28 protein-coding genes are annotated in these 21,725 nt (G+C 70.4%); 9 read left to right on the top strand and 19 right to left on the bottom strand.

Annotation, left to right across the window (positions count from 1 at the left end):
* Window positions 1-145: 145 nt before the first annotated feature.
* Window positions 146-1,132 carry a UDP-glucose 4-epimerase GalE gene (galE, locus tag P3T37_RS34025; protein ID WP_280727810.1) on the top strand — a complete coding sequence of 329 codons (987 nt, stop codon included), beginning with the start codon at window positions 146-148 and terminating at the stop codon, window positions 1,130-1,132.
* A 3-nt stretch (window positions 1,133-1,135) separates the two neighbouring features.
* Here the strand turns inward: galE and P3T37_RS34020 are convergent, their stop codons facing one another.
* On the bottom strand, window positions 1,136-3,613 hold the full coding sequence (locus P3T37_RS34020) for a serine/threonine-protein kinase (RefSeq protein WP_280727809.1): 2,478 nt from the start codon (window positions 3,611-3,613) through the stop codon (window positions 1,136-1,138).
* Between the two features lie 380 nt (window positions 3,614-3,993).
* Here P3T37_RS34020 and P3T37_RS34015 point away from each other — a divergent pair, with 380 nt between their 5' ends.
* On the top strand, window positions 3,994-4,641 hold the full coding sequence (locus P3T37_RS34015) for a TetR family transcriptional regulator (RefSeq protein WP_280727808.1): 648 nt from the start codon (window positions 3,994-3,996) through the stop codon (window positions 4,639-4,641).
* 190 nt (window positions 4,642-4,831) lie between these two features.
* Here the strand turns inward: P3T37_RS34015 and P3T37_RS34010 are convergent, their stop codons facing one another.
* The 6 genes from P3T37_RS34010 to P3T37_RS33985 all read right to left on the bottom strand — a co-directional run bounded on the left by P3T37_RS34010 (window position 4,832) and on the right by P3T37_RS33985 (window position 10,390).
* On the bottom strand, window positions 4,832-5,776 hold the full coding sequence (locus tag P3T37_RS34010) for a beta-ketoacyl-ACP synthase III (RefSeq protein ID WP_280727807.1): 945 nt from the start codon (window positions 5,774-5,776) through the stop codon (window positions 4,832-4,834).
* A 126-nt stretch (window positions 5,777-5,902) separates the two neighbouring features.
* Window positions 5,903-6,889 (bottom strand): L,D-transpeptidase family protein, encoded by a 987-nt coding sequence (locus P3T37_RS34005; RefSeq protein WP_348533308.1) that lies wholly within the window; start codon window positions 6,887-6,889, stop codon window positions 5,903-5,905.
* Between the two features lie 74 nt (window positions 6,890-6,963).
* A complete protein-coding gene (gene mqnE, locus P3T37_RS34000; RefSeq protein WP_280727806.1) occupies window positions 6,964-8,127 on the bottom strand; it encodes an aminofutalosine synthase MqnE in 1,164 nt (387 codons plus the stop codon).
* Window positions 8,128-8,191: 64 nt separating this feature from the next.
* Window positions 8,192-9,154, bottom strand: coding sequence for a threonine/serine dehydratase (locus tag P3T37_RS33995; protein WP_280727805.1), 963 nt, complete (start codon window positions 9,152-9,154; stop codon window positions 8,192-8,194).
* Between the two features lie 7 nt (window positions 9,155-9,161).
* On the bottom strand, window positions 9,162-9,623 hold the full coding sequence (locus tag P3T37_RS33990) for an Lrp/AsnC family transcriptional regulator (RefSeq protein ID WP_280727804.1): 462 nt from the start codon (window positions 9,621-9,623) through the stop codon (window positions 9,162-9,164).
* Between the two features lie 119 nt (window positions 9,624-9,742).
* Window positions 9,743-10,390 carry a UbiX family flavin prenyltransferase gene (locus P3T37_RS33985; protein WP_280727803.1) on the bottom strand — a complete coding sequence of 216 codons (648 nt, stop codon included), beginning with the start codon at window positions 10,388-10,390 and terminating at the stop codon, window positions 9,743-9,745.
* Between the two features lie 40 nt (window positions 10,391-10,430).
* Here P3T37_RS33985 and P3T37_RS33980 point away from each other — a divergent pair, with 40 nt between their 5' ends.
* The 4 genes from P3T37_RS33980 to P3T37_RS33965 all read left to right on the top strand — a co-directional run bounded on the left by P3T37_RS33980 (window position 10,431) and on the right by P3T37_RS33965 (window position 13,012).
* The gene (locus P3T37_RS33980; protein ID WP_280727802.1) at window positions 10,431-11,219 is read left to right on the top strand and encodes a cyclase family protein; all 789 of its coding nucleotides are present in this window, start codon (window positions 10,431-10,433) and stop codon (window positions 11,217-11,219) included.
* Window positions 11,220-11,273: 54 nt separating this feature from the next.
* Window positions 11,274-11,741 carry a hypothetical protein gene (locus P3T37_RS33975; protein WP_280727801.1) on the top strand — a complete coding sequence of 156 codons (468 nt, stop codon included), beginning with the start codon at window positions 11,274-11,276 and terminating at the stop codon, window positions 11,739-11,741.
* A 39-nt stretch (window positions 11,742-11,780) separates the two neighbouring features.
* Complete coding sequence (locus P3T37_RS33970; protein ID WP_280727800.1) at window positions 11,781-12,224, top strand: hypothetical protein; 444 nt, start codon at window positions 11,781-11,783, stop codon at window positions 12,222-12,224.
* A 77-nt stretch (window positions 12,225-12,301) separates the two neighbouring features.
* A complete protein-coding gene (locus P3T37_RS33965; protein ID WP_280727799.1) occupies window positions 12,302-13,012 on the top strand; it encodes an MOSC N-terminal beta barrel domain-containing protein in 711 nt (236 codons plus the stop codon).
* A 4-nt stretch (window positions 13,013-13,016) separates the two neighbouring features.
* On the opposite strand, the gene P3T37_RS33960 is transcribed toward P3T37_RS33965, so the two are convergent.
* The 7 genes from P3T37_RS33960 to P3T37_RS33930 form a co-directional block, all read right to left on the bottom strand.
* Window positions 13,017-13,232, bottom strand: coding sequence for a cold-shock protein (locus tag P3T37_RS33960; protein WP_280727798.1), 216 nt, complete (start codon window positions 13,230-13,232; stop codon window positions 13,017-13,019).
* 102 nt (window positions 13,233-13,334) lie between these two features.
* The gene (locus P3T37_RS33955; RefSeq protein WP_348533310.1) at window positions 13,335-13,562 is read right to left on the bottom strand and encodes a DUF397 domain-containing protein; all 228 of its coding nucleotides are present in this window, start codon (window positions 13,560-13,562) and stop codon (window positions 13,335-13,337) included.
* 14 nt (window positions 13,563-13,576) lie between these two features.
* A complete protein-coding gene (locus P3T37_RS33950) occupies window positions 13,577-13,768 on the bottom strand; it encodes a DUF397 domain-containing protein (RefSeq protein ID WP_348533307.1) in 192 nt (63 codons plus the stop codon).
* 11 nt (window positions 13,769-13,779) lie between these two features.
* Window positions 13,780-13,983: a DUF397 domain-containing protein gene (locus tag P3T37_RS33945; protein ID WP_280727797.1), complete on the bottom strand. Its 204-nt coding sequence runs from the start codon at window positions 13,981-13,983 to the stop codon at window positions 13,780-13,782.
* Window positions 13,984-13,997: 14 nt separating this feature from the next.
* On the bottom strand, window positions 13,998-14,189 hold the full coding sequence (locus P3T37_RS33940) for a DUF397 domain-containing protein (protein WP_348533306.1): 192 nt from the start codon (window positions 14,187-14,189) through the stop codon (window positions 13,998-14,000).
* Window positions 14,190-14,200: 11 nt separating this feature from the next.
* Complete coding sequence (locus P3T37_RS33935) at window positions 14,201-14,404, bottom strand: DUF397 domain-containing protein (RefSeq protein ID WP_280727796.1); 204 nt, start codon at window positions 14,402-14,404, stop codon at window positions 14,201-14,203.
* On the bottom strand, window positions 14,364-15,230 hold the full coding sequence (locus P3T37_RS33930; protein ID WP_280727795.1) for a helix-turn-helix transcriptional regulator: 867 nt from the start codon (window positions 15,228-15,230) through the stop codon (window positions 14,364-14,366). The genes P3T37_RS33935 and P3T37_RS33930 overlap by 41 nt, the downstream gene beginning before the upstream one ends.
* 127 nt (window positions 15,231-15,357) lie before the next feature.
* On the opposite strand from P3T37_RS33930, the gene P3T37_RS33925 reads away from it, so the two are divergent.
* Window positions 15,358-15,594 carry a hypothetical protein gene (locus tag P3T37_RS33925; RefSeq protein WP_280727794.1) on the top strand — a complete coding sequence of 79 codons (237 nt, stop codon included), beginning with the start codon at window positions 15,358-15,360 and terminating at the stop codon, window positions 15,592-15,594.
* A gap of 135 nt (window positions 15,595-15,729) precedes the next feature.
* Window positions 15,730-15,891 carry a hypothetical protein gene (locus P3T37_RS33920; RefSeq protein WP_280727793.1) on the top strand — a complete coding sequence of 54 codons (162 nt, stop codon included), beginning with the start codon at window positions 15,730-15,732 and terminating at the stop codon, window positions 15,889-15,891.
* A gap of 9 nt (window positions 15,892-15,900) precedes the next feature.
* On the opposite strand, the gene P3T37_RS33915 is transcribed toward P3T37_RS33920, so the two are convergent.
* From P3T37_RS33915 to P3T37_RS33895, 5 genes are all read right to left on the bottom strand, one after another.
* The gene (locus P3T37_RS33915; RefSeq protein WP_280727792.1) at window positions 15,901-16,719 is read right to left on the bottom strand and encodes an alpha/beta hydrolase; all 819 of its coding nucleotides are present in this window, start codon (window positions 16,717-16,719) and stop codon (window positions 15,901-15,903) included.
* Window positions 16,720-16,939: 220 nt separating this feature from the next.
* Window positions 16,940-17,551, bottom strand: coding sequence for an NYN domain-containing protein (locus tag P3T37_RS33910; protein ID WP_280727791.1), 612 nt, complete (start codon window positions 17,549-17,551; stop codon window positions 16,940-16,942).
* Between the two features lie 221 nt (window positions 17,552-17,772).
* On the bottom strand, window positions 17,773-18,159 hold the full coding sequence (locus tag P3T37_RS33905) for a VOC family protein (protein ID WP_280727790.1): 387 nt from the start codon (window positions 18,157-18,159) through the stop codon (window positions 17,773-17,775).
* A 97-nt stretch (window positions 18,160-18,256) separates the two neighbouring features.
* Window positions 18,257-19,165, bottom strand: coding sequence for a menaquinone biosynthesis prenyltransferase MqnP (mqnP, locus tag P3T37_RS33900; protein ID WP_280727789.1), 909 nt, complete (start codon window positions 19,163-19,165; stop codon window positions 18,257-18,259).
* The gene (locus P3T37_RS33895) at window positions 19,162-20,619 is read right to left on the bottom strand and encodes a menaquinone biosynthesis decarboxylase (RefSeq protein WP_280727788.1); all 1,458 of its coding nucleotides are present in this window, start codon (window positions 20,617-20,619) and stop codon (window positions 19,162-19,164) included. The genes mqnP and P3T37_RS33895 overlap by 4 nt, the downstream gene beginning before the upstream one ends.
* A 100-nt stretch (window positions 20,620-20,719) precedes the next feature.
* Between P3T37_RS33895 and P3T37_RS33890 the strand changes: the two genes are divergently transcribed.
* Window positions 20,720-21,169 carry a PLD nuclease N-terminal domain-containing protein gene (locus tag P3T37_RS33890; RefSeq protein ID WP_280727787.1) on the top strand — a complete coding sequence of 150 codons (450 nt, stop codon included), beginning with the start codon at window positions 20,720-20,722 and terminating at the stop codon, window positions 21,167-21,169.
* Window positions 21,170-21,725 lie beyond the last annotated feature (556 nt).

Here is a 21,725-nt window from a genome sequence, read left to right as displayed (position 1 = left end):
GCGCCGGAGCGCGCCAAAGCCGGGCACTGGGCCGACTTTTGTCAGCATTTCACCGGTATGTCCATTTCCTGGCCAGCGGCGCGCCGAAGTCGGAGGCCACACCCACCGATCCCCGGCACGGACAAACCGGTCTTACGATCCACCTATGACTTGGTTGATCACGGGCGGCGCCGGCTACATCGGCGGACACGTAGTGCGGCAGCTGCTCGACGCCGGGCGGCCGGTCGCCGTCCTGGACAACCTGAGCAGCGGAGCCCGCACCCGGCTGCCGGCCGGCGTCGCGCTGGTCGAGGGCTCGATCCTGGACCGCTCGGCCGTGGACCGGGCGATCCGCGAGCACGAGGTCGAGGGCGTGCTGCACTTCGCGGGGAAGAAGCAGGTCGCCGAGTCGGTCCAGCGCCCGCTGCTCTACTACCGGGAGAACCTCACCGGCCTGCAGACGGTCCTGGAGGCCTGCGCCGAGGGCGGCGTCCGGCGCTTCCTGTTCTCCTCCTCCGCCGCCGTCTACGGCATGCCGGACGTCGACCTGGTCACCGAGTCCACGCCCTGCGCGCCGATGAACCCGTACGGCGAGAGCAAGCTGGCGGGCGAGTGGATGGTCGCCGCGGCCGGCCGGGCGTACGGGATGTCGACCGTCTCGCTGCGCTACTTCAACGTCGCGGGTGCGGCCACCCCGGAGCTCGCGGACAGCGGGACCTCCAACCTGGTGCCGATGGTCTTCGAACGGCTGACGGCCGGCCGGGCGCCGCTGATCTTCGGCGCCGACTACCCGACCCCCGACGGCACCTGCGTGCGCGACTTCATCCACGTCGGCGACATCGCCTCCGCGCACCTCGCCGCGACCCGCCGGCTCGCCGAGGACCCGCCCGGCCGGACCTCACTGGTGCTCAACATCGGGCGCGGCGAGGGCGTCTCGGTCAAGGAGATGCTCGACGTGGTGGGCCGGGTCACCGGCTACGACGCGACCGGCGAGATCGCCCCGCGCCGGCCCGGCGACCCCGCCCGGGTGGTCGCCTCGGCCGAGCTGATCGGCCACGAGCTGGGCTGGAGCGCCCGGTACGGGGTGACCGAGATGGTGGCCTCGGCGTGGGAGGGCTGGTGCGCCCGCCACCCCGAGGCCCGCCGTCCCTAGCGGCTACCGCTGGTCCGGCACCGCCGTGCCGTAGCGGGCGTCCAGGGCGTAGACGCAGCGGTCCTTGCTGCTGACGAAGACCCGCCCGCCGAGCGCCACCGGGGAGCCGGTCAGCTCGCCCTTGGTGCCCAGCTCCCAGCGCAGCCGGCCGCTGGCCAGGTCCACGGTGTGCAGCGAGTGGTCGCGGCTGCCCAGGTGCACCAGGCCGTCGGCGACCGCCGGGGCGCCCACCACCTCACCGCGGGCCGCGTAGCGCCACAGCTCCCGCCCGCCGGCCGTCTCGAAGGCGTAGAGCGTCTCGCCGCTGGCGATCAGCGCCGTCCCGTCCGACACCACCACCGGCTCGGCGCCCTGGCGGCTGGCAGTGCGGCCCTGCCAGCGGACCCGGCCCGAGGCGCCGTCCAGCGCGTACAGGGTGCCCAGGTAGTCGGCGACGTAGACCGCGGGGGTGGCCGAGTCGTCCAGCGTGGGCGGGGTGAAGAGCACCACCGGCGCCTCGAAGCGCCAGCGCTCGGCGCCGGTGGCCGCGTCCAGCGCGTAGACCCTGGTCCCGGCCGTCACGTAGAGCACCCCGCCGCGGGCGACCGGGCGGGACGGGACGTCCTCGCCGACCGGGACCGTCCAGCGCAGCCGCCCGCTGCGCGGGTCGACGCAGCGCAGCCGCCCGCCGCCGTAGTAGTGCACCGCGCCGGCCACCAGGGCCGGGCCGGACTGCGGGTTCTCGTAGTCCTGCTGGGCGTCGTCGGCGCGCCACAGCTCCGCGCCGTTGGCGGTGGAGCGCACGTGGACGCCGCCGCCGCGCAGGCCGCAGCAGAGCACCCCGTCGGCGGCGTCCAGCGAGTAGACCCAGCCGTCCAGCGAGGTGCGCCAGCGCTCGGTGCCGTCCGCGACGTCGACCGTGTAGAGGTGCGGGCCGTCGGCGGCGTGCAGGCGGCCCGCGTCGACCGCGACAGCCCAGGCCACGTCCCGGGTCTTGTAGCGGCGCCGGCCGGAGCCGATGTCGAGGGCGTGCACCTCGAAGCTGGAGATGAAGAGCGTGCCGTCGGCGACCAGCGGGGTGCCCCAGACGTCGTTGGACATCCGGAACCGCCAGGGCCGCCAGCGGGGCTGCGGCGGCACGACGGGCACCGCGGGCTGCGGCGGGGTGGCGCCGCGGCGGACCCAGTCGGTCTCGGCGGGCGCCGGCGCGGCCGGCCGGGCCGGCTCGACGCCGTGCACCTGCGGTCCGGGTCCTATCCGTACCGAGGCACCGGAGAGCTGGATCTCCTCGGCGGCCGGGCCGCCGCGGTGGCGCCGGGCCGAGCCCAGTTTGGCCGTGGCCGCCTCGCTCACGTCCCCCGCCCCGGTCTGCGGGCGGTTCGGCCGCACCAGCGAGCCGTGCGCCCCGGTCCGCGGGTCGACCGCCTCCGGCCGGCGCTGCCCGGCGGGCGGCGAGCCGCTCCAGCGGGTGTCGGGCACGCCGATGGACGGGTTGGCCGAAAGGTACGGCTCCGGCACGGAAGCCGGGATCACCGGCGGCACGGTCGGCGGCGGCGGGGCCTGCACGGGCGCCGGAGCCGGCACCGCGCCCCGGGCCGGCGCGGCCGGCTGGCGGCGTCCGCGCTTGCGCTCGATCAGGTCCAGCGCGTTCGGTGGCAGCCACTCCCCCACCTCCTCGCCCGCGTCGTCCCGCGAGAAGAGGTGCGGCGCCAGCTCGGCCTGGATCTGGGCGGGCGTCGGGCGGTGCTCGGCGGCCGGGCGCATGCAGGCGCGCACCAGGTCGGCCAGCTCGGCCGGCAGCCCGGACAGGTCGGGCTGCTCGCGCAGCAGCTTGAACACCGTCTCGACCGGGTTCCCGCCGTGGTACGGCGGGTGGCCGGTGGCGCAGAAGACCAGCAGCGAGCCGAGCGAGAACACGTCGCTCGCGCCCGTGACGCTGCGGCTGTCCTTGGCCTGCTCGGGCGACATGTACGCGGGGGTGCCGACCGCGACGTTGGTCATCGTCAGCCGGGAGCTGGAGACACCCGCGGCGATGCCGAAGTCGATCACCCGCGGGCCGTCCTCGACCACCAGCACGTTGGACGGCTTCAGGTCGCGGTGGACCAGGCCCACCGCGTGGATCGACTGCAGGGCCTCGGCGATGCCCGCCACCAGCCACCGCACGGCGTCCACCGGCAGCGGCCCGCACTCGCCGATCAGCTCCTCCAGCGAGGGCGCCGGCACGTACGCGGTGGCCAGCCAGGGCACCCTGGCGTCGGCGTCGGCGTCGACCACCGCCGCCGTGTAGAAGCCGCCGACGGTCTTGGCCGCCGCGATCTCGCGGGCGAAGCGGACCCGGAACAGCTCGTCCTCGGCCAGCTCCCCGCGCACCGTCTTGATCGCCACCCGGCGGCCGGACGCGGAGCGCGCCAGGTACACCAGCCCCATCCCACCGGCGCCGAGGCGTCCGAGCACCTCGAAGGGCCCGATTCGTCTCGGATCCTGCGCCGTCAGCTGGTCCACTCCGCTGCCACCTCCCCGTCCGCACGCCACCCGATCGGGCGCCCGGAGTTGATTCTCCAATGCACCTGGCGTCTGAGCCAATCTCCCCCTGCCCGGGCCCGCCTCCGTGTCGCGACCCGATGGCCGGTTCCCGCTGTCAGGTCGTCGGATCCGGCTCGCTCGGTGCGATCTGACGCACCTTCCGGAGATAACCGCATTCATGCGCAGGACTACACAGAGCTACCCGATCGCCCTTCAGCCCACTGGCCGTCACTCTGTGCCGCCATCAGCACACGGGGGGGCTTCGAATATCGCTATCGAGTCCCCCATTACCACCCCCGAGCGGAGTAATAGTCGCATCACCGAATCGCGCCATGATCGGTGCGCGGTAAGCTGACGGCATGACAGGACAAGTTCGCACCGTCGACGGTCGCGTCGCCGGGCGACGCGGACAGGAGACGCGGCAGAAGCTGCTCGACTGCCTCCGCGAGATGCTCAGCACGTCGCCGTACCGGGACGTCAAGGTCATCGACGTCGCCCGTATGGCGGGAACCTCCCCCGCGACCTTCTATCAGTACTTCCCAGATGTCGAGGGCGCAGTCCTTGAGATCGCAGAGGAAATGGCCAAGGACAGCGTCGAGCTCAAAGAGCTCGTCGACGGAAAGTCCTGGGCAGGAAAGTCCGGTACCACCACCTCGGAAGAACTGGTGGACGGATTCCTTGCCTTCTGGCGCAAGAACGACGCCATTCTGCGTGTGGTCACCCTCGGTGCCGCGGAAGGGGACAAGCGGTTCTTCAAGATCCGCATGACCGTCCTCAACTCGGTGGCGAAGCCGCTCGCTGATGCCGTCAAGGACCTTCAGGCCAAGGGCCAGGCCGACAGGGCGCAGGATGCCGCCGCCGTCGCCGGGTCCCTGATCTCGCTGCTGGCCTCGGCAGCGGAGCATCAGAAGGCCTTCACCTCCTGGGGGGTCAAGATCAAGGATCTGAAGCCCACCCTCGCTCCCCTGGTGTACCTGGGCGTCACTGGCAAGAAGGCGCCCAAGTAGACCGTCCTACAACCCGGCAGTAGCCAGTTGTGCTCGCGCGTGGCCCCGGCCTCCTGTCCGGTGGAACGTCGGGCGGCGGCCGTGTCTCCTCGGGGGAGGTTTGCCGACGTACCGCACCGCGCCAGCGCAGACATGACGGTGGGCGGGACCCCGTGGAAGGGTCCCGCCCACCGTCATGTCCGGCTTGGATCTAGGGGCAGCGGACGACCTGGCCGGCGTAGGCGAGGCCTCCGCCGAAGCCGAAGAGCAGCACCGGGTCCCCGGTGGTCAGCTCGCCGCGCTCCACCAGCTTGCTCAGCGCCAGCGGGATGGAGGCCGCGGAGGTGTTCCCCGAGTCGACCACGTCGCGGGCGATCACCGCGTTCGGCGCGCCGAGCTTGTTGGCGATCGCGTCGATGATCCGCAGGTTGGCCTGGTGCGCCACGAAGCCCTTGAGCTCGCTCGGGTCGATGCCGGCCTTCTCGCAGGTCTTCCGGGCCAGCGGGGCGATCTGCGTGGTGGCCCAGCGGAAGACCGACTGGCCCTGCTGGCTGATCACCGGCTTCCAGCCGGTGATGGTCACCGCGTCGTTCTTCTCGGGCTCGGAGCCCCAGACCACCGGGCCGATGCCCGGCTCCGCGTCGTCCGGCTGGGCCTCGATCACGGCCGCGCCGGCGCCGTCGGCGAAGATCACGGCGGTGGTGCGGTCGGTCCAGTCGAGGGTGTCGGACATCCGCTCGGCGCCGATCACCAGTGCGCGGGTGGCCGCGCCCGCGCGGATCGCGTGGTCGGCGGTGGCCAGTGCGTAGGAGAAGCCGGAGCAGACGGTGTTGATGTCGTAGGCCGCGGGCGCGGGGATGCCCAGGCGCGCCGCGACGGCACAGGCCGTGTTGGGGCTGCGCTCGACGGCAGTGCAGGTCGCGACGACCACGAGGTCGATCTCGTCGGCGCGCCGGCCGCTGGCGGCCAGCGCCTTCTGGGCGGCCTCTGTTGCGAGGTCGACGAGGGTCTCGTCCACCGCGATGTGCCGCTGCCGGATGCCCACTCGGCTGCGGATCCACTCGTCGTCCGTGTCGACCACCTGGGCCAGGTCGTCGTTGGTGAGGACCTTGGGCGGCTGGTAGTGGCCGAGCGCCACGATGCGGGAACCGGTCATGGTGCCACTCAACCCGTTACCCGGGCGTCTGCTGCTCACGGCCGGTGACAGGATACCGAGCCGGATGCTGTAGGGGCTCGACAAGACCCCTTGTCCTGCAACGGGTCCCCGCAGGTCATCAACTGGTCAAGCCGCCAGTGAGGTGGCGTCACCCATCGCGATCACGGGGTGCGCGGCCGGGTCCAGGGTCTTCAGCAACTCGATCATATGGTCCTGGGAGAGCGAGACACAGGCGTGCGTCGGCCCGCCGTGGTCGACATGCAGCCAGATTCCGCCGCCCTTGTCCGCGCCCATCGGCTCGCGGGGATCCAGCGGGGAGTCCCCGGTGAACCGGTTGTAGTCGATCGCGACCACGTAGTCGAAGGCACCGGCCAGCGGCTCACCCGAGAAGCCGGTGCCGCTCGCCACGAAGCCGTTGTCCTGGTGGTACGGCAGGCGGCTGCCGGGGTCGCCCTTGAGGCCGCCCGCGTCGCTGAGCGTGAAGACGCCTATCGGGCTGCGCAGGTCGCCGCTGGAGTGGTCGCCGGTCCAGCCGGCGAAGCCGTTGTGGGCCGTCCAGGTCTCACCCGGGCGCCAGCGGCCGTCGGGGGTGCGGCTCCACAGCGTGACGCTGGAGTCGGAGGAGTCCTTGCCGGCGCCGGAGGCCAGCACCACCTGGTTGCTGGTGGCCGGGATCTTGGCGCTGAAGCCCGCGCCGAGGCCGGGTATCGACGCGAAGGTGCCGTCCGCCCGGTCCGAGCGGTCCGCGGTGGGCGCGTCGGTGTGGGCGGCGTCGGCCGGGACGCCGGCGGCCGAGGGCGCACTGTCCGCCGTGGGCACGGGCGCGTCGGGCATCGAGAGGGCGGCGTCCTTGCCGTGCGCGGCGAGCAGGCCGCCGGGCCCGACGGTGAACCAGCCCAGCGCGGCCGCCACCAGCATCGCCACCGCGCTCGCGCCGGCCGCGCCACGGCGCTTGCGGGCCTTGCGGCGCCGTCCCCGGCCCAGCGACTGCCCCGGCTGCGACGGCGGTCCGTGTCGCCGCGGGCCCGGTACGGAAGCGCCGCCGGGCGGGTCCGCGGCGGCGGGACCGGCACTGCGGCGGCGCTGTACAGAAGCACGATGGGATCCGGACATGCGATCGATCCTTGCAAATCGAACCCTCGTTGGGAAACCCGAGGTGCCATAAATCCTCGTGAAGAGGCGCTCCGTCAGAGCCGCATCGCCTGGGGGACCTCACGGCGTCCCAGGTCAGGGCCGTCGTACTCGCGGATGACCTCGTAGCGGGTGTTCCGCTCGGCGGGGCGGAACCCGGCGTCCCGGATCAGGCCGAGCAGGTCGTCGCGGCTCAGCTTGTTGGGCGTGCCGAAGTTGTCCGCGTCGTGCGTGATCTTGTACTCGACGACCGAGCCGTCCATGTCGTCCGCGCCGTGGCTGAGCGCCAGCTGCGAGGTGGTGACGCCGTGCATGACCCAGAAGACCTTCACGTGCGGCACGTTGTCGAAGAGCAGCCGGGAGACCGCGAAGGTCTTCAGCGCCTCGGCGCCGGTGGCCATCTCGGTACGGGCCATCAGCTTGTTGCGGACCACGCCGTCTTTGGAGTCGTGGAAGTCGTGCTGGTAGCGCAGCGGGATGAAGACCTGGAAGCCGCCGGTCTCGTCCTGCAGCTCACGCAGCCGCAGCACGTGGTCCACCCGGTGCCGGGGCTCCTCGATGTGGCCGTAGAGCATGGTGGAGGGGGTCTTGAGGCCCTTGCTGTGAGCCAGGCGGTGGATCCGCGACCAGTCCTCCCAGTGGGTGTCGTGGTCGACGATGTGCTGGCGGACCTCCCAGTCGAAGATCTCCGCGCCGCCGCCGGTCAGCGACTCCAGGCCGGCGTCGATCAGCTCGTCCAGGATCTCGGAGGCGGTCAGGCCGCTGATCTTCTCGAACCAGTGGATCTCGGTGGCCGTGAACGCCTTCAGCGAGACGTTCGGCAGCGCCGCCTTCAGCTCGCGCAGGCTGCGCGGGTAGTAGCGCCAGGGCAGCGTGGGGTGCAGGCCGTTGACGATGTGCAGCTCGGTGAGCGAGTCCACCTCCATCGCCTTGGCGAGCCGGACGGCCTCCTCGATCCGCATGGTGTACGCGTCCTTCTCGCCCGGCTTGCGCTGGAACGAGCAGTACGCGCAGGAGGCCGCGCAGACGTTGGTCATGTTGAGGTGGCGGTTGACGTTGAAGACGACGACGTCGCCGTTCTTCTGCGTCCGCACGTGGTGCGCCAGGCCGCCCAGCCAGGCCAGGTCGTCGCTGTCGTACAGGGCGATGCCGTCCTCGCGGGTCAGTCGCTCACCCGCGTAGACCTTCGCCTCCAGCTCCCGCTTGAGCCCTGCGTCCATGCGGCGACCCGCCTCCTCGTCCTTGGATCCGATGGCCGAAAAGCGGCCGCAACCGAGACTACGCCTACGCGGCCAGCAACTCCGACAGCACCGTGGGCTCCACGTTGCCGCCGCTGACGACGGCCGCGAAGACCCGGCCGCCCAGTTCGGCGCCGCGGTAGAGGTAGGCGGCGGTGGTGACGGCGCCGGACGGCTCGGCGACCAGGCGGCCGCGCCGGGCCAGCACCGCGACCGCGTCGCGGATCTCCTTCTCGGTCACCGTCACCATGTCGTCCACGTACGCCTGGAGGTGCTCGAAGTTGAGCTCCCCGAGCGAGGGGGTGCGCAGCCCGTCGGCGAGGGTGCGGTAGGTGTCGGCGACCGGCCAGACCACCCGTTCGCCGGTGCGGAAGCTCTCGGTCGCGTCGGCGGCCAGCTCGGGTTCGACGCCGATCACCCGCACGCCGGGGGTGGTGAGCTTGATCGCCGCGGCCGTGCCGCCGATCAGTCCGCCGCCGCTGACCGGGACCAGCACGGTGTCCAGCTCGTCCGGGGCGTCCTCGCCGATCTCCAGGCCCACCGTGCCCTGGCCCGCGATGATGTACGGATCGTCGTACGGCGGCACCCAGACGTAGCCGTGGCGCTCCGTCAGCTCGGCCGGCACGGTGTCCCGGTCGGCGGGGGCGACGAGGATCACCTCGGCGCCGAACGCGCGGGTGTTCTCCACCTTGACCGCGGGCGAGGTGTCCGGCATCACGATGACGGCCTTGATGCCGAGCAGCTGCGCGGCGTAGGCGATCGCCTGCGCGTGGTTCCCGCTGGACTGGGCGACCACACCGCGGGCCCGCTCGGCCTCGGTGAGCGCGGCCAGCCGGTTGTAGGCGCCGCGGATCTTGAACGCTCCGGTGGGCTGGAGGTTCTCGGGCTTGAGCCAGAGGCGGCGGTTGCCGTCCTCGGCCCACGGGCAGGGCATCAGCGGGGTGCGAACGGCCACCCCCGCTATCCGCCGCTGAGCTGCGCGCAATTCCTCCAGGCTGACCAGGGCCATGCCGGACTCACTCTCCTGTGTCGAGGGGCAGTTCGCTGACGCGGTTCTCCCACTTGGTGGACAGAACAACCGTGGTGCGGGTGCGGGCCACGCCCTTGGTGCCGGAGAGGCGCTTGACGACGGACTCCAGGCCCTCGACGTCGGAGACCCGGACCTTGAGCATGTACGAGTCGTCGCCCGCGATGAACCAGCAGTCCTCGACCTCGCCGAGGTCCTTCAGCCGGTGCGCGACGTCCTCGTGGTCGGCGGCGTCGGTCAACTGAAGCCCGATCAGGGCGGTGACCCCGAAGCCGAGCGAGGCCGGATTGACGGTGGCGCGGTAGCCGGTGATCACTCCCGCCTGCTCCAGGCGGTTGATCCGGTCCGTGACGCTAGGTCCCGACAGGCCTACCAGACGGCCCAGTTCGGCATAGGAGGCGCGACCGTTCTCGCGAAGCGCCTGAATGAGCTGCCTGTCCACCGTGTCCATAAACCGTCCGCGTCCTTCCGAACCTTGCCAGACCCAGAGATCATTATCCGGATTCCAAGGGCCCGCCCGCGGACCAACCCGGATATCGCAGAGAACATACTCTCCCGGCGCGGGGGTTCCTACGCCCCCTCCGCCCTCGCGGCACCCAGTTCGCCCCCCCAGCGCCGGTAGAGCGCGTGCTCCACCCCGACCGCGTCGAGCACCCGGCCGGCCACGAAGTCCACCAACTCCCGGGCGGTGGAGCCCCCCGCGTAGAAACCCGGCGAGGCGGGCAGCACGACGGCGCCGGCCGCATCCAGCTCGACGAGGTGGCGCAGCGTCACTCCGTCGAGCGGCGTCTCCCGGACGCAGACCACCAGCGGGCGGCGCTCCTTGAGGGTGACGGCGGCGGCCCGCTGGAGCAGGTCCTTGCTCAGGCCGAGCGCGATCCCGGCCACCGCGCCGGTGGTCGCGGGCACCACCAGCATGCCCTTGGCCGGGTACGAGCCGCTGGACGGGCCGGCGGCGAAGTCGCCGGCGGGCCAGTAGCGGACGTTCTCGACTTCCTGGCCCAGCCACAGGGCGAGATCCTGCTGCCAGTAGGCGTCCCGGAACGCGATGCCGGTCTCGTCCAGGATGGTCAGCCGGGCGGCCCTGCTGACCACCAGGTCCACCGCCTCACCCGCCGCCAGCAGCGCCCGGAGCACCGACGCGGCGTACGGGGTCCCCGACGCGCCCGACACCCCGACCACCCACGGCCGCCGCACGCCGTCTGTTTCCTTGCCCATACCTCGCACCCTAGAGCCTTCGACGCGGGAGGATGGGCCTGTGACCGCCACCCAGGCACCGACCGCACAGCCGCCGGCCGCACCGGCCCCGATCCTGGTCGACCTCACCCACCAGGTCACCACCGGCATGCCCGTCTACCCCGGCGACCCCGAGGTCGCGCTGCGCCCGGCGCTGACCACCGACACCGCCGGGGTGAACGTGCTGAGCGTGCACCTCGGCTCGCAGTCCGGCACGCACGTGGACGCGCCGTACCACGTGGACGTCACCTGGCCGACGCTGGACGGGCTGCCACTGGAGCTGTTCACCGGCCCCGCGGTGATCGCGGACCTGCGCGCACTGCCGGCCCGGACGGCGGTCACCCCCGAGCAGCTGGCGCCCGCGCTGGCCCGGGTGACGCCGGGCGCTGTGCTGCTGCTCGCCACCGGCTGGCCGCGCTTCTGGGGCACCGACCGCTACCTCGCCCACCCCTACCTCAGCCCCGCCGCGGCGGAGGCGATCGTGGCGGCGGGCGTCCGGACGGTGGGCGTGGACGCGCTGAGCATCGACCCCACGCCCGACCCCGGACCGGCCGACCCGGCCGTCGCCGTCCTGCTGGCCGGCCTCGCCGACGAGCACGACGGCGCACCGACGGCCGAGGAGCCCACGCTGGCCGCCCACCGGGTCCTGCTCGGGGCCGACGGCGGCGCGGTGATCGCGGAGAACCTCACCGACCTGACGCAGCTGCTGGAGGCGCAGGCGCGCGACCGGGCGATCTCGGTCAGCCTCTTCCCGCTGCGGCTGGCGGCCGCCGACGGGGCGCCGATCCGCGCGGTGGCAAAGGTCGGCTGAACTGTGATGTGAGGGGGTCAGGCCTGTGACCAGCGAGTAAGTACCCTCCCTCAGGTGGACACCCTGACTTTCACCCTCTCGCCCGGCCGTCTGCTGCGCTTCACGGCCCGGATCGTGCTGCTCTTCGGCAGCCTCACCGCGGTCTCCCTCGTGGTCAACCACAGCAACACGGTGCTGCTGGTCTCCGTGATGTCGCTGATGGTCGCGCTCTTCGCCCTGGGCGCGGCCGGCGGCCGGACCACGCTCAGCAGCGAGGGCCTGCGGGTCCACCGCTTCTTCGTCCCGATGCGGCTGCGCCCGTGGAGCGAGATCGCGTCGGTGGCCGAGAAGCAGGCGCGCAGCACCTCGCTGATGACGGTGCGGACGACCGGCGGCAAGGAGTACACCCTGCCGTATCCGGTCAACACCGCCAGCAACCCCGACCCGGAGTTCCCGGCGCACCGGGACCAGGTCATCGCGTACTGGCGCAAGCAGGCCCGGGCGGCGAAGGGTGCCAAGGCGGCGGGCAAGCGTCGGGGATAAGGGCTGTCGGTGACGCGTACGGGTCAGTAGGGTCCAGCGGTGGACACTTTGATCTTCAGCATCCCGCGTCGCCAGGCTCGCTCGATCTTCGTACGGCAGGCCCTGCTCGCCATCTTCTTCTGCACCATGGCGACTCTGCGCCTCCATCGCACCCCCGTCTTCACCATCGGTATCGACCTGGCGCTGCTGGTGCTGCTGGCGTTGGCGATCTTCGGTCAGCGAATCACCCTCAGCGGCGGCGGAATCCAGATCCGTCACTTCTTCCTCCCCGCGACTGTGCGCCCCTGGAGTGACATCACCTCCATACACGAGGAGCGCGTGAGGAATGTCCTCGTGCTCAAGGTCCGGACCACCGACGGGAAGGAGCGCAGGCTTCCGCATCCGATGAGCAACGCCACGAAGTCCGACCCGGAGTACTACACCCAGCGGGACCAGATCATTGCCTTCTGGAGGCAGCACGCGGTCACCCCCAACGCCCGGTGATCCCTTCGGAGTCGGCGGACGCAGAGCTGTCGATAGGTCTAGACCATCACCCGTCCCGCCGGATAGGCTGCCTGCCCATGGCAGAGATCATCGGAGTGGTCGAGCGGCTCTGGCGCTACCCCGTGAAATCCACCGCCGGTGAACGCCTGTCGGAGGTCTCCGTCGACGGACGAGGCCTGGCCGGCGACCGGTTGTACGCGGTGCGGGACGGGGAGGGGAAGTTCGGCTCGGGCAAGAACACCCGGCGGTTCCGCCGGATGGACGGGCTGCTCCGACTCGGCTCGCGGCTCGGGCACCGCCTCGACGGCCCCGACCTGCTCGACCCGCTCGGCCGCCCGGTGGCCGACCCGAACGCCTTCCTGCGCGCCTACCTCCAGCGCGAGGACGTCGAGTTGGCCCGCGAGGACGAGATCTCGCACTTCGACCAGCTGCCCGTCAGCCTGCTCACCACGGCCACCCTGGACTGGGTCCGCGAGGCCGTCCCCAGCGCCATGGTGGACGAGCGGCGGTTCCGCCCCAACATCGTGCTGCGCACGCCGCCGGGCACCCCGCCGTTCGTCGAGGACGAATGGTTCGGGGCCGAGGGCCAGTTCACCTCCGGCGCCCGGCTGGCCTTCGTCCGCTCCAGCGAGCGCTGCGTGATGACGGGCGTCGCCCAACCCGGCCTGCCGCACGCCCCCGAGATCCTGCGCACGCTCGCCGGGGCACATGGCAACCGGCTGGACGCGCTGGCCACCGTCAGCGCAGCCGGGTCATTGCGGGTGGGCGACCGCCTGCGGCTGGGATGAGCGCTCAGCCCTCGGGCTGGACCTCGTCGGCCTGCATGCCCTTCTGGCCCTGGACGGCGATGAAGGTCACCTTCTGGCCCTCCACCAGTGACTTGAAGCCGTTGCCCTGGATCGCCCGGAAGTGCACGAAGAGGTCCGCGCTGCCGCCATCGGGGGTGATGAACCCGAAGCCCTTCTCATCGTTGAACCACTTCACTGTGCCGCTCTGCCGCTCAGCCATGACTGCTCCCTCGGGGTGCGTTCAACCTGTGACGGCCGGACGGCCCCACGGAGCCGATCATGCCTCAGTCGGCGCAGTGTGTAAACGACTTCCTACGGAAAGTCACCGCCTGCTCGTCCCATGCGCGGAGCCTGGGACAGGCGGGGAGCCACTTAGGCGCCCGTCCCGGGCGGCGGCGACGAACGACTGCCAGGCGGCGGGAGTGAAGTGGAGGTGGGGACCGTCGGGGTCCTTGGAGTCGCGGACGCGACCGGGGTTCGCGTCGTCCACCTCGATGCACGCGCCGCCGTCGCCGTTGCTGTGGCTACTCTTCCGCCACCGGGATCTCACCACTTTCGCACTCCTCAGACTGAGCCGAAGTCGCTGGCCAGAACGCCTGCCACGAATACATGCCAGGCGACAGGAGTGAAACAGAGGTGGGGACCGTCGGGGTCCTTGGAGTCGCGGACACGACCGGGGTTCGCGTCATCGACCTCGATGCACTCGCCGCCGTCATTGTTGCTGTAGCTGCTCTTCCGCCACCGGGCTTGCGTCACGTTCGCGCTCCTCAGACTGCATCGAAGTTGCCTTCTCGGGCAGCTGCGACGAACGACTGCCAGGCGGCGGGGGTGAAGTCGAGGCGGGGGCCGTCCGGGTGCTTCGAATCCCGGACGCGACCGGGGTTCGCATCATCGACCTCGATGCAGTCCCCGCCGTCGGCGTTGCTGTAGCTGCTCTTCCGCCAGCAGGCGGGGTGCGGGTGGCTTCGCATCGTGGTCGCGCTCCTCAGACTGCGTCGAAGTCGCCGGCCCGAACCCCTGCCACGAACACCTGCCAAGTAGCAGGAGTGAAGCCGAGGCCAGGACCGTCTGGATCCTTGGAGTCGCGGACACGACCGGGGTTCGCGTCGTCCACTTCGATGCAGTCGCCGCCATCAGGGTTGCTGTAGCTGCTCTTTCGCCAGCGGGCTCGCGTCACGTTCGCACTCCTCAGACTGAGTCGAAGCTGCCTTCACGAACATCCGTAACGAACAACTGCCAGGCGGCGGGGGCGAAATGAAGGCAGGGGCCGCCGGGGTTCTTGGAGTCGCGGACACGGCCGGGGTTCGCATCATCGACCTCGATGCAGTCCCCGCCGTCGTTGTTGCTGTAGCTACTCTTCCGCCACCGGGCGGGCTGTGAGTCGGGTCGCATCGCGCTCGTACTCCTCCATTGCCGCTCTGATCATCGCCGCAGAGGCCTTGGGCGACAAGGCCTGCGCTCTCAGGAGATCGTATGACTCCTGGTAGGCGATGACAGTGCCCGGGTCCTCTTCAAGTTGCCCTGACCGGCTGCCTTCAAGGTAGGCGACCACCGTGCGTTCCGGGGAGGTCAAGAGGGTCAGCGAACCGCCCATCTCGGCATGCACTCCCGAAGAGAACGGCAGGATCTGTACCGTCACGTGAGACCGGGACATGTTGCGCAGAAGCGAATCCATCTGATCGCACATCACCTTGGCGTCACCGACCGGTCTACGCAGGGCGGACTCGTCCAGGACGAACCAGTAGCGCGCCGGACTGGGTCCGTGAATGCGCGCCTGGCGGTTGAGTCGAGCCCTGACCTTGTCGTCGGTCTCCTGCTCAGCCTCGTGCGGATTTCCCGAACGGAGTGCGACCCGCGCGTAGTCGGCTGTCTGAAGCAGACCCGGCACAGCCAGGGTAAAGCTCTCGTGGACCGCCGCCTTCGCCGCCAGATCCATGAACCGCCGGTAGCGGTCCGGGAATTCCTCGCGTCTTGCGAGCGGGTAGAGGCGGACGAAGATGCCGTCTGTCCCGAACGCCGCGTCCAACGCCTCGGAGAGGCCGGGCGGCGGGAGGGACTCGGCCGTCTCGATGCGGGCCAGGTGGGACTTGCTGAACTTCAGGATGTCCGCCAGTCGCGTGAGCGACATGTTGGCACGGTAGCGCCGCGACCGGATCTCGTAGCCATAGAGATCACGGTTCGAGCGTTCCGGGTACAGGTCGTTCGGCTTGAAGCCCATCGGCTGGTGGCCCCTTTCGCAACTCCCGATCCCAGGGTCTGGGACGCGGTACCACTGTCGAGAGTAACTCCGAAGAGCCACGATTGAGGCACAGTCGGTGACAAACCTCTACGAACGGAGCCTCCCCATGGCATCTCACCTCGACCGGCGGACGGTCGAAGCGCGGCAGCAAGTTGCCGACGCCCTCGCCGAGTTGATCGCCGCGCTCGAACTGGCCGGCATCGTCCTCCCCTCGCTCGGCGTGGACTGGCACTCCGGCAAGCTGACCGGGGTCTACCTCATCGACCTCGGGGCCGCTCGGCCGGACGTGATCCTGCTGCTCGCCAAGGTCGTTCGGGTGGGGGCCAACTATGCGCAGCCGTGAATGTCATGGGCTTGGCCAGGCGCTGGTTGGTCGCGCTAAGGGCCGGACGGCCGGTGGTCCGCCGATGTCCGCTCGGGTGGCCGAACTGTCCGCTCTGCGAGGGAGATTGACCGCGTGAGCCGTCGGAGGAGTTCGATGACCATCCGGACCTACCGGCTCACCACCGCCGGGGAGCGCGTCGAAGTGTCGTGGAGTGAGGTCGTCGAGGCCGATTGGGCCCCGCACGACCCGCTCAACTGGCCGAGTTGCCGGTGTCCGCGCCATCGGACCGAGTCAGACGAGCAGGACACCGGCTGACCCATCGCGTCAGGCATCGATGAACTTCAGCAGATCCTCGTTCAGTTCGTCCGCGTGCGTCATGAACAGGCCGTGGCCGGCGGTCGGGTACTCCTTGTAGACGTTGCCCGGGATCAGCTCGGCCGTCCTCCTCGCCGTCAGGTCGATGTTCGCGGAGAAGTCCGCGACGCCGTGGATGATCAGGGCGGGGATGGTGATCCTGCGCAGCCCGTCCCGGAAGTCGGTGCGGCACAGGGCGTCCATGAGCTGCACGCTGGCCCACGGTGAGGCGGTCAGGCTCTGCTGGATGGTCGCGTCGATGGCCGCTGGACTCACCACGTTGCCCAGCTGGGTGGCGAAGAAGAGCTGGGACTGACGGGTGAACCAGTTCAGCCGGTCGCGGCGCAGGTCATCCAGACCGGCGGCCAGGATCTCCTCCGGGACGCCGGCCGGGTTGTCCTCGGTCCGCATCACGAACGGGAGGGTCGCCGACACGAACGCGACCCGGGAGACCCGGTCCTCGCCGTGCCGCGCCAGGTAGTGGGCCGCCTCCGCGCCGCCCATCGAGTGGCCGACCAGCACCGCGTCGCGCAGGTCCAGGTGCTCGATCAGGGCGGCCAGGTCGTCGGCGGTGGTGTCCAGGTCGTAGCCGGTCGACGAGCGCTCGGAGCGGCCGTGGCCGCGCCGGTCCAGTGCGATGCAGCGGTAGCCGCGCGCCGCGAAGTACGGGATCTGGCGCTCCCACATGTCCGCGTTGAGCGTCCAGCTCGCGTTGAAGATGACGGGTCGGCCGGTCCCGTAGTCCTCGTAGGCGAGCCGGGTTCCGTCGGTGGTCTCGAAGTACGGCATCTGGGGCTCCTGCAACTCGTTGCTGCGGCCGGGGTGTTCCGTCCGCTGCCCTGAGTCTGGTGGAGGTGACAGGAAACCGAATCAGTCATCTGTCAGTACGGCACCGGTAGCCGGTTCAGCCGGCTCGTGCACGAGGCAGAACAGTAGGCCTGCTGGATCGCCGATAGTCGCTGCTCACCCGGTGGGACATCCACCAAGTCAACCTCGCGCCAGGGGGCTTCTACGGTGTCTTGGTGTAGTCGGTCGTGTCCTTCACTCGACGGTAGATATCCTCTCCGACCCAGTGGCAGTACAGCGGCGGCTTGCCCGCGATCGAGAGTCGAGGCGAGTGCTGACCGGCGGCTGACCAGGCGGCAACCTCCGCGCGCGGCTTCCCGTCCTGACGAGTCAGGTCTGCTACGAACTCCAACGCAGGCTTGAGGTCGGTGTCCGTCGACATCATGATCCCCACGTCGTACTGACCCCGAGCCGCCATGACCGCGAAGTCGAGGGTCAGCTGTACGTCGATGCCCTTCTCCTGCGGGCGCTCGCCAGGCTGCTGGTTCGGCCAGTTCTGCGGATACCGCAGCGGCCGTGTCACCAGATGGACCAGAGGATCACGCTGCCACCGGGCGTGCTGACGGCGGGACGCACCGTACGAGCCCGGCTGCTTCGTCGAATCCGGCTGCCCGCGGTAGATACGGACCTGCGCCAACTCACGATCGAAAGGGCTGTCCCGAGCGATGTACTGAGCCAACTCCACCGGGTCGAACTGCCCACATGGTGCAGGTTCCCATGCGTCGTGGAACCTACGGCGCGCACCCATGTAGACGTTCTGGTAGTCGAAGAACACGACGACGCGGTCTGGCACGCGATCCCCCGGTCGGAGAGCTGAGCTGTCCCGGGAAATAATAATCCCCGCCAGTGCGGGCTGAGCCCGGACGGCGGGGAGGAGTGCTCTCACTCTAGCCGGTCTGGCCACATCAGCAAGAGGGCCGGGCGGCGAAGCTGGCGAGGGCTTCATCACATCCACTCCATCGGGTGATGTCAGCCCTCGGAGAGTGTCCTGCGAGGCTACTGCGTTGAAGAACTGGGCTCGTGGACGAGACAGAAGGGATGTCCCGCCGGATCCGCGTAGACGCGCCAGGTCGTGTCGCGGCGCAGCGGGGCGGCGCCGTGGGCGATCACCTCGCGCTCGGCGGCGTCCAGGTCGGGGACGCCGATGTCGAGGTGGAACTGCTGCGGGTGGGCCGGGTCGGGCCACTGCGGTGGGTGGAAGTCGGCGACCCGCTGGAAGGCGAGGACCGGGCCGGTCGGGGTGTGCAGGGTGGACCAGTCCTCGTCCAGCACGAAGCGCGGGTCCGGCCGGTCGATCTCGCCGCCGAGCAGGGCGGCGTAGAACCGGGCCAGCGCGGCCGGGTAGTGACAGTCGAGAAGGACGCACTGCAGGGTGCCGATCATCGCGATCTCCTCCGGGCTCAGGTACCGGAATCATCGCGCAGAAGCCCCCGCGCGGCCGGGATTTTGCACCGGCCGCGCAGGGGCTCCCAAAGGAATCTCAGCCGATCCGCAGGCCGCGCAGGATCAGGTCGAGCAGGGCGAAGGCGAAGAGCGAGATGCCGACGAACCCGTTGGTGGTGAAGAACGCCCGGTTGAGCCGCGACAGGTCGCCCGGCTTGACGATCGAGTGCTCGTACAGGAACGCGGCGATCACCACGACCAGCCCGACGAAGAAGGCCGGTCCCGCGTGGGTGAGCACGCCGTACCAGGCCAGCAGGCCGGTGGTGACGACGTGGCAGCCGCGCGCGCCGTACAGCGCAGTGGCGACGCCGAAGCGGGCGGGCACCGAGCGCACCCCGTCCGCGCGGTCGGCGGCGACGTCCTGGCAGCCGAAGATCAGGTCGAAGCCGCCGATCCAGATGCCGACCGCGAGACCGAGCACCACCGCGTCCCAGGACCACGACCCGGTGACGGCCAGCCAGGCGCCGACCGGGCCCATCGCCTGGGCCAGGCCCAGGATCGCGTGCGGGAAGTCGGTGAAGCGCTTGCCGTACGGGTAGACCACCATCGGCACCACCGCGACCGGCGCCAGCGCCAGGCAGAGCGGGTTGAGCAGCGCGGCCGCGCCCAGGAAGACCAGCAGCGCTATCGCCGAGCCGGTGTACGCGGTGCGCAGCGAGACCGCGCCGGTGACCAGCTCGCGGCCGGCCGTGCGCGGGTTCCGGGCGTCGATCTCGCGGTCGATGATCCGGTTGGCGGCCATCGCGAAGGTCCGCAGGCTCACCATAGCGACGGTGACGATCAGCAGTTCGCCCCAGTGCACCCGCTTGTCGGCCAGGAACATCGCGGTCAGCGTGGCGATGTAGGCGAACGGGAGGGCGAAGACCGAGTGCTCGATCAGGACCAGGCGCAGGAAGGCCTTGGCCTTGTTCGGCGGGGCCTCGAACGCTTCGGCGGTCGTGCTCACAGTCCGTACTCCTTCCAGCGCTCGGTGACCAGCGCCGCGGTGGCGGGGTCGGAGGTGACCATCTCGGGCCAGCCGCCGTCGCGGGTGTAGCCCTCCTCGGGGAGCTTGCGGGTCGCGTCGATGCCCGCCTTGCCGCCCCAGAACTGCTGGTAGGAGGCGTGGTCCAGGTGGTCCACCGGGCCCTCGACCACGGACAGGTCGCGGCTGTAGTCGGTGTTGCCCAGCGCCCGCCAGGCCACCTCCTGGTAGTCGTGGACGTTGCAGTCGGCGTCCACCACGATGATCAGCTTGGTCAGCGACATCATGTGGGCGCCCCAGATGGCGTGCATCACCTTCTGCGCGTGCTTGGGGTACTTCTTGTCGATCGAGACGATCACGCAGTTGTGGAAGCCGCCGGCCTCGGGCAGGTCGTAGTCGACGATGTCCGGGATGATGATCTTCAGAAGCGGCAGGAAGAACCGCTCGGTGAACTTGCCCAGCGGGCCGTCCTCGGTCGGCGGCCGGCCGACCACGATGGACTGCAGGATCGGGCGGCGGCGCATCGTCACGCAGTCGATGGTGAGCGCCGGGAACGGCTCCTGCGGCGTGTAGAAACCGGTGTGATCACCGAACGGGCCCTCGGGGAGCATCTCGCCGGGCTCCAGCCAGCCCTCCAGGACCACCTCGGCGTCCGCCGGGACCTGGAGCGGGACGGTCTTGCAGTCGACCATCTTCACCCGCTCGCCGGCCACGAAGCCCGCGAAGAGGTACTCGTCGATGTCGCCCGGCAGCGGCGCGGTGGCCGCGTACGTGACGACCGGCGGGCAGCCGAAGGCGATGGCGACCGGCAGGCGCTCGCCGCGCTTGGCGGCCACCGCGTAGTGGTTGCGGCTGTCCTTGTGGATCTGCCAGTGCATGCCGATGGTCCGCTTGTCGTGCCGCTGGAGGCGGTAGAGGCCGAGGTTGCGGATGCCGGTGTCGGGGTCCTTGGTGTGGGTCAGGCCCAGGTTGAAGAAGGACCCGCCGTCCTGGGGCCAGGTGAAGAGCGCGGGCAGCGCGTCGAGGTCGACGTCGTCCCCGGTCAGCACGACCTCCTGGACCGGCGCCTCGGTCGCCTTGACCTTGCGCGGCGGCACGTGGGCCATCGAGGCGAGCTTGCCGAAGGCGTCCCGGAAGCCGGTGAAGCCGTGCGGCAGCTCGGGCTTCAGCAGGCCGGCGATCTTCTCGGCGATCTCCTCCGGGCCCTTGAGGTCGAGCGACTTGGCGAGCCGGCGCTCGGTGCCGAAGACGTTCATCGCCAGCGGCATCGAGGAGCCCTTGACGTTCTCGAAGAGCAGCGCCGGGCCCTTGGCCTTCTGGACCCGATCGACGATCTCCCCGATCTCCAGATGGGGGTCGACCTCCGCCTTGATGCGCTTGAGGTCACCGTCTCGTTCGAGAGCCCGCAGAAACGAGCGGAGATCGTCGTATGCCATGCCAGCAAGTATCGGGTACGCGCTAGCCTGAGCTGGTCAAGAGGGTCCCCGCTGCCGTCCGGCGGCCTTGTCAGGCCCGCCAGCTGTCGGGGAGAGCGCCGTGCTGAGGTTGCTGCCGTTCGTCGTCGTGTTCGGCCTGTGGCTCTGGGCGTTCATCGACTGCCTGACCACGCCGGAAGAAGAGGTGCGCCACCTGCCCAAGGTGGTCTGGGTGATCATCATTCTGCTCTTCGGCGAAGTGCTGATCGGCCCGATCGCCTGGCTGGCGGCGGGCCGGCGGCGTGGTGCGGCCGGGGTGCGCGCGGGCGAGCGGCTGTCGTGGCCGTCCGGCGAGTCCGGCGAGGCCTCTGCCGAGCGCACTGGCGCCCGTCCCCTCGCGCCCGACGACGATCCCGCCTTCCTGGCCTCGCTGGGCCGGCAGAACAAGCAGCACGAGGCGATGCTCGCCCAGTGGGAGGCCGACCTGCGCCGCCGCGAGCAGGAGCTGCGCGGCACGGACCGGCCGGAGGACGAGCTCCCCGAGGACGGCACGGGCCGGCCGAGGGCCTGAGCAGCGCTCTCTACTAATTTTTTGGCGCATCCCTACGAGCCCGATCGGCGGGCCCGGCTCCCCGTACCGCTCCCGGCGACCCGGGCCAGCCGTCGCCCGCGGCCAGCCGCAAGCTCCCTCGCGCGCCCCCCGCACCCGATCTGAGCTGCGCAATCACCCGATCAGCTGATCACCCCGGCAGGTCTTGACATGGCCACTGAAGTGATCTTCGGCACCACCGCCGGGTCGACCCCTGTCGACCCGTACCCAGCAGCCCTTCTGTACGGCTCCGACATGTAATCAGCCTTGACCTTGTACGGAATCAACGCCGAAACCGAGTGGTCACCCCTCGTACTGTCATAGGTGAAGATGCGAATCGCAGCCGGGGGAGACAAGCCGACACCGACTGCTCGGACACTCGCCTCATACCTTGGAGTTCGAGATGACGGTGCTGGACGGGGCCCCCGCCGACGCTGACGGGCCGGCCGATACTCGTGGCCGGGTCGCCGAGTTGCACGAGCTGCGTGAGCAGGTGCGGCGCGGCCCGAGCGAGAAGGCGACCGAGGCGCAGCACGCC

The sequence above is a fragment of the Kitasatospora sp. MAA4 genome (assembly GCF_029893355.1).
Taxonomy (GTDB): Bacteria; Actinomycetota; Actinomycetes; order Streptomycetales; family Streptomycetaceae; genus Kitasatospora.
Note: the sequence above shows the minus strand (reverse complement) of the source record. Positions and strands in the feature narration are given on the sequence as shown.

Coding starts and splice junctions, on each gene's coding strand:
- P3T37_RS34015 (WP_280727808.1), top strand. CDS start 3,994: ATGACAGGACAAGTTCGCACCGTCGACGGTCGCGTCGCCGGGCGACGC.
- P3T37_RS33995 (WP_280727805.1), bottom strand. CDS start 9,154: ATGGCCCTGGTCAGCCTGGAGGAATTGCGCGCAGCTCAGCGGCGGATA.
- P3T37_RS33895 (WP_280727788.1), bottom strand. CDS start 20,619: ATGGCATACGACGATCTCCGCTCGTTTCTGCGGGCTCTCGAACGAGAC.
- P3T37_RS33905 (WP_280727790.1), bottom strand. CDS start 18,159: ATGATCGGCACCCTGCAGTGCGTCCTTCTCGACTGTCACTACCCGGCC.
- P3T37_RS33985 (WP_280727803.1), bottom strand. CDS start 10,390: ATGGGCAAGGAAACAGACGGCGTGCGGCGGCCGTGGGTGGTCGGGGTG.
- P3T37_RS34010 (WP_280727807.1), bottom strand. CDS start 5,776: ATGACCGGTTCCCGCATCGTGGCGCTCGGCCACTACCAGCCGCCCAAG.
- mqnE (WP_280727806.1), bottom strand. CDS start 8,127: ATGGACGCAGGGCTCAAGCGGGAGCTGGAGGCGAAGGTCTACGCGGGT.
- P3T37_RS33960 (WP_280727798.1), bottom strand. CDS start 13,232: ATGGCTGAGCGGCAGAGCGGCACAGTGAAGTGGTTCAACGATGAGAAG.
- P3T37_RS33915 (WP_280727792.1), bottom strand. CDS start 16,719: ATGCCGTACTTCGAGACCACCGACGGAACCCGGCTCGCCTACGAGGAC.
- P3T37_RS33925 (WP_280727794.1), top strand. CDS start 15,358: ATGGCATCTCACCTCGACCGGCGGACGGTCGAAGCGCGGCAGCAAGTT.
- P3T37_RS34005 (WP_348533308.1), bottom strand. CDS start 6,889: ATGTCCGGATCCCATCGTGCTTCTGTACAGCGCCGCCGCAGTGCCGGT.
- galE (WP_280727810.1), top strand. CDS start 146: ATGACTTGGTTGATCACGGGCGGCGCCGGCTACATCGGCGGACACGTA.
- P3T37_RS33920 (WP_280727793.1), top strand. CDS start 15,730: ATGACCATCCGGACCTACCGGCTCACCACCGCCGGGGAGCGCGTCGAA.
- P3T37_RS33965 (WP_280727799.1), top strand. CDS start 12,302: ATGGCAGAGATCATCGGAGTGGTCGAGCGGCTCTGGCGCTACCCCGTG.
- P3T37_RS33945 (WP_280727797.1), bottom strand. CDS start 13,983: ATGCGAAGCCACCCGCACCCCGCCTGCTGGCGGAAGAGCAGCTACAGC.
- P3T37_RS33930 (WP_280727795.1), bottom strand. CDS start 15,230: ATGGGCTTCAAGCCGAACGACCTGTACCCGGAACGCTCGAACCGTGAT.
- P3T37_RS33990 (WP_280727804.1), bottom strand. CDS start 9,623: ATGGACACGGTGGACAGGCAGCTCATTCAGGCGCTTCGCGAGAACGGT.
- P3T37_RS33935 (WP_280727796.1), bottom strand. CDS start 14,404: ATGCGACCCGACTCACAGCCCGCCCGGTGGCGGAAGAGTAGCTACAGC.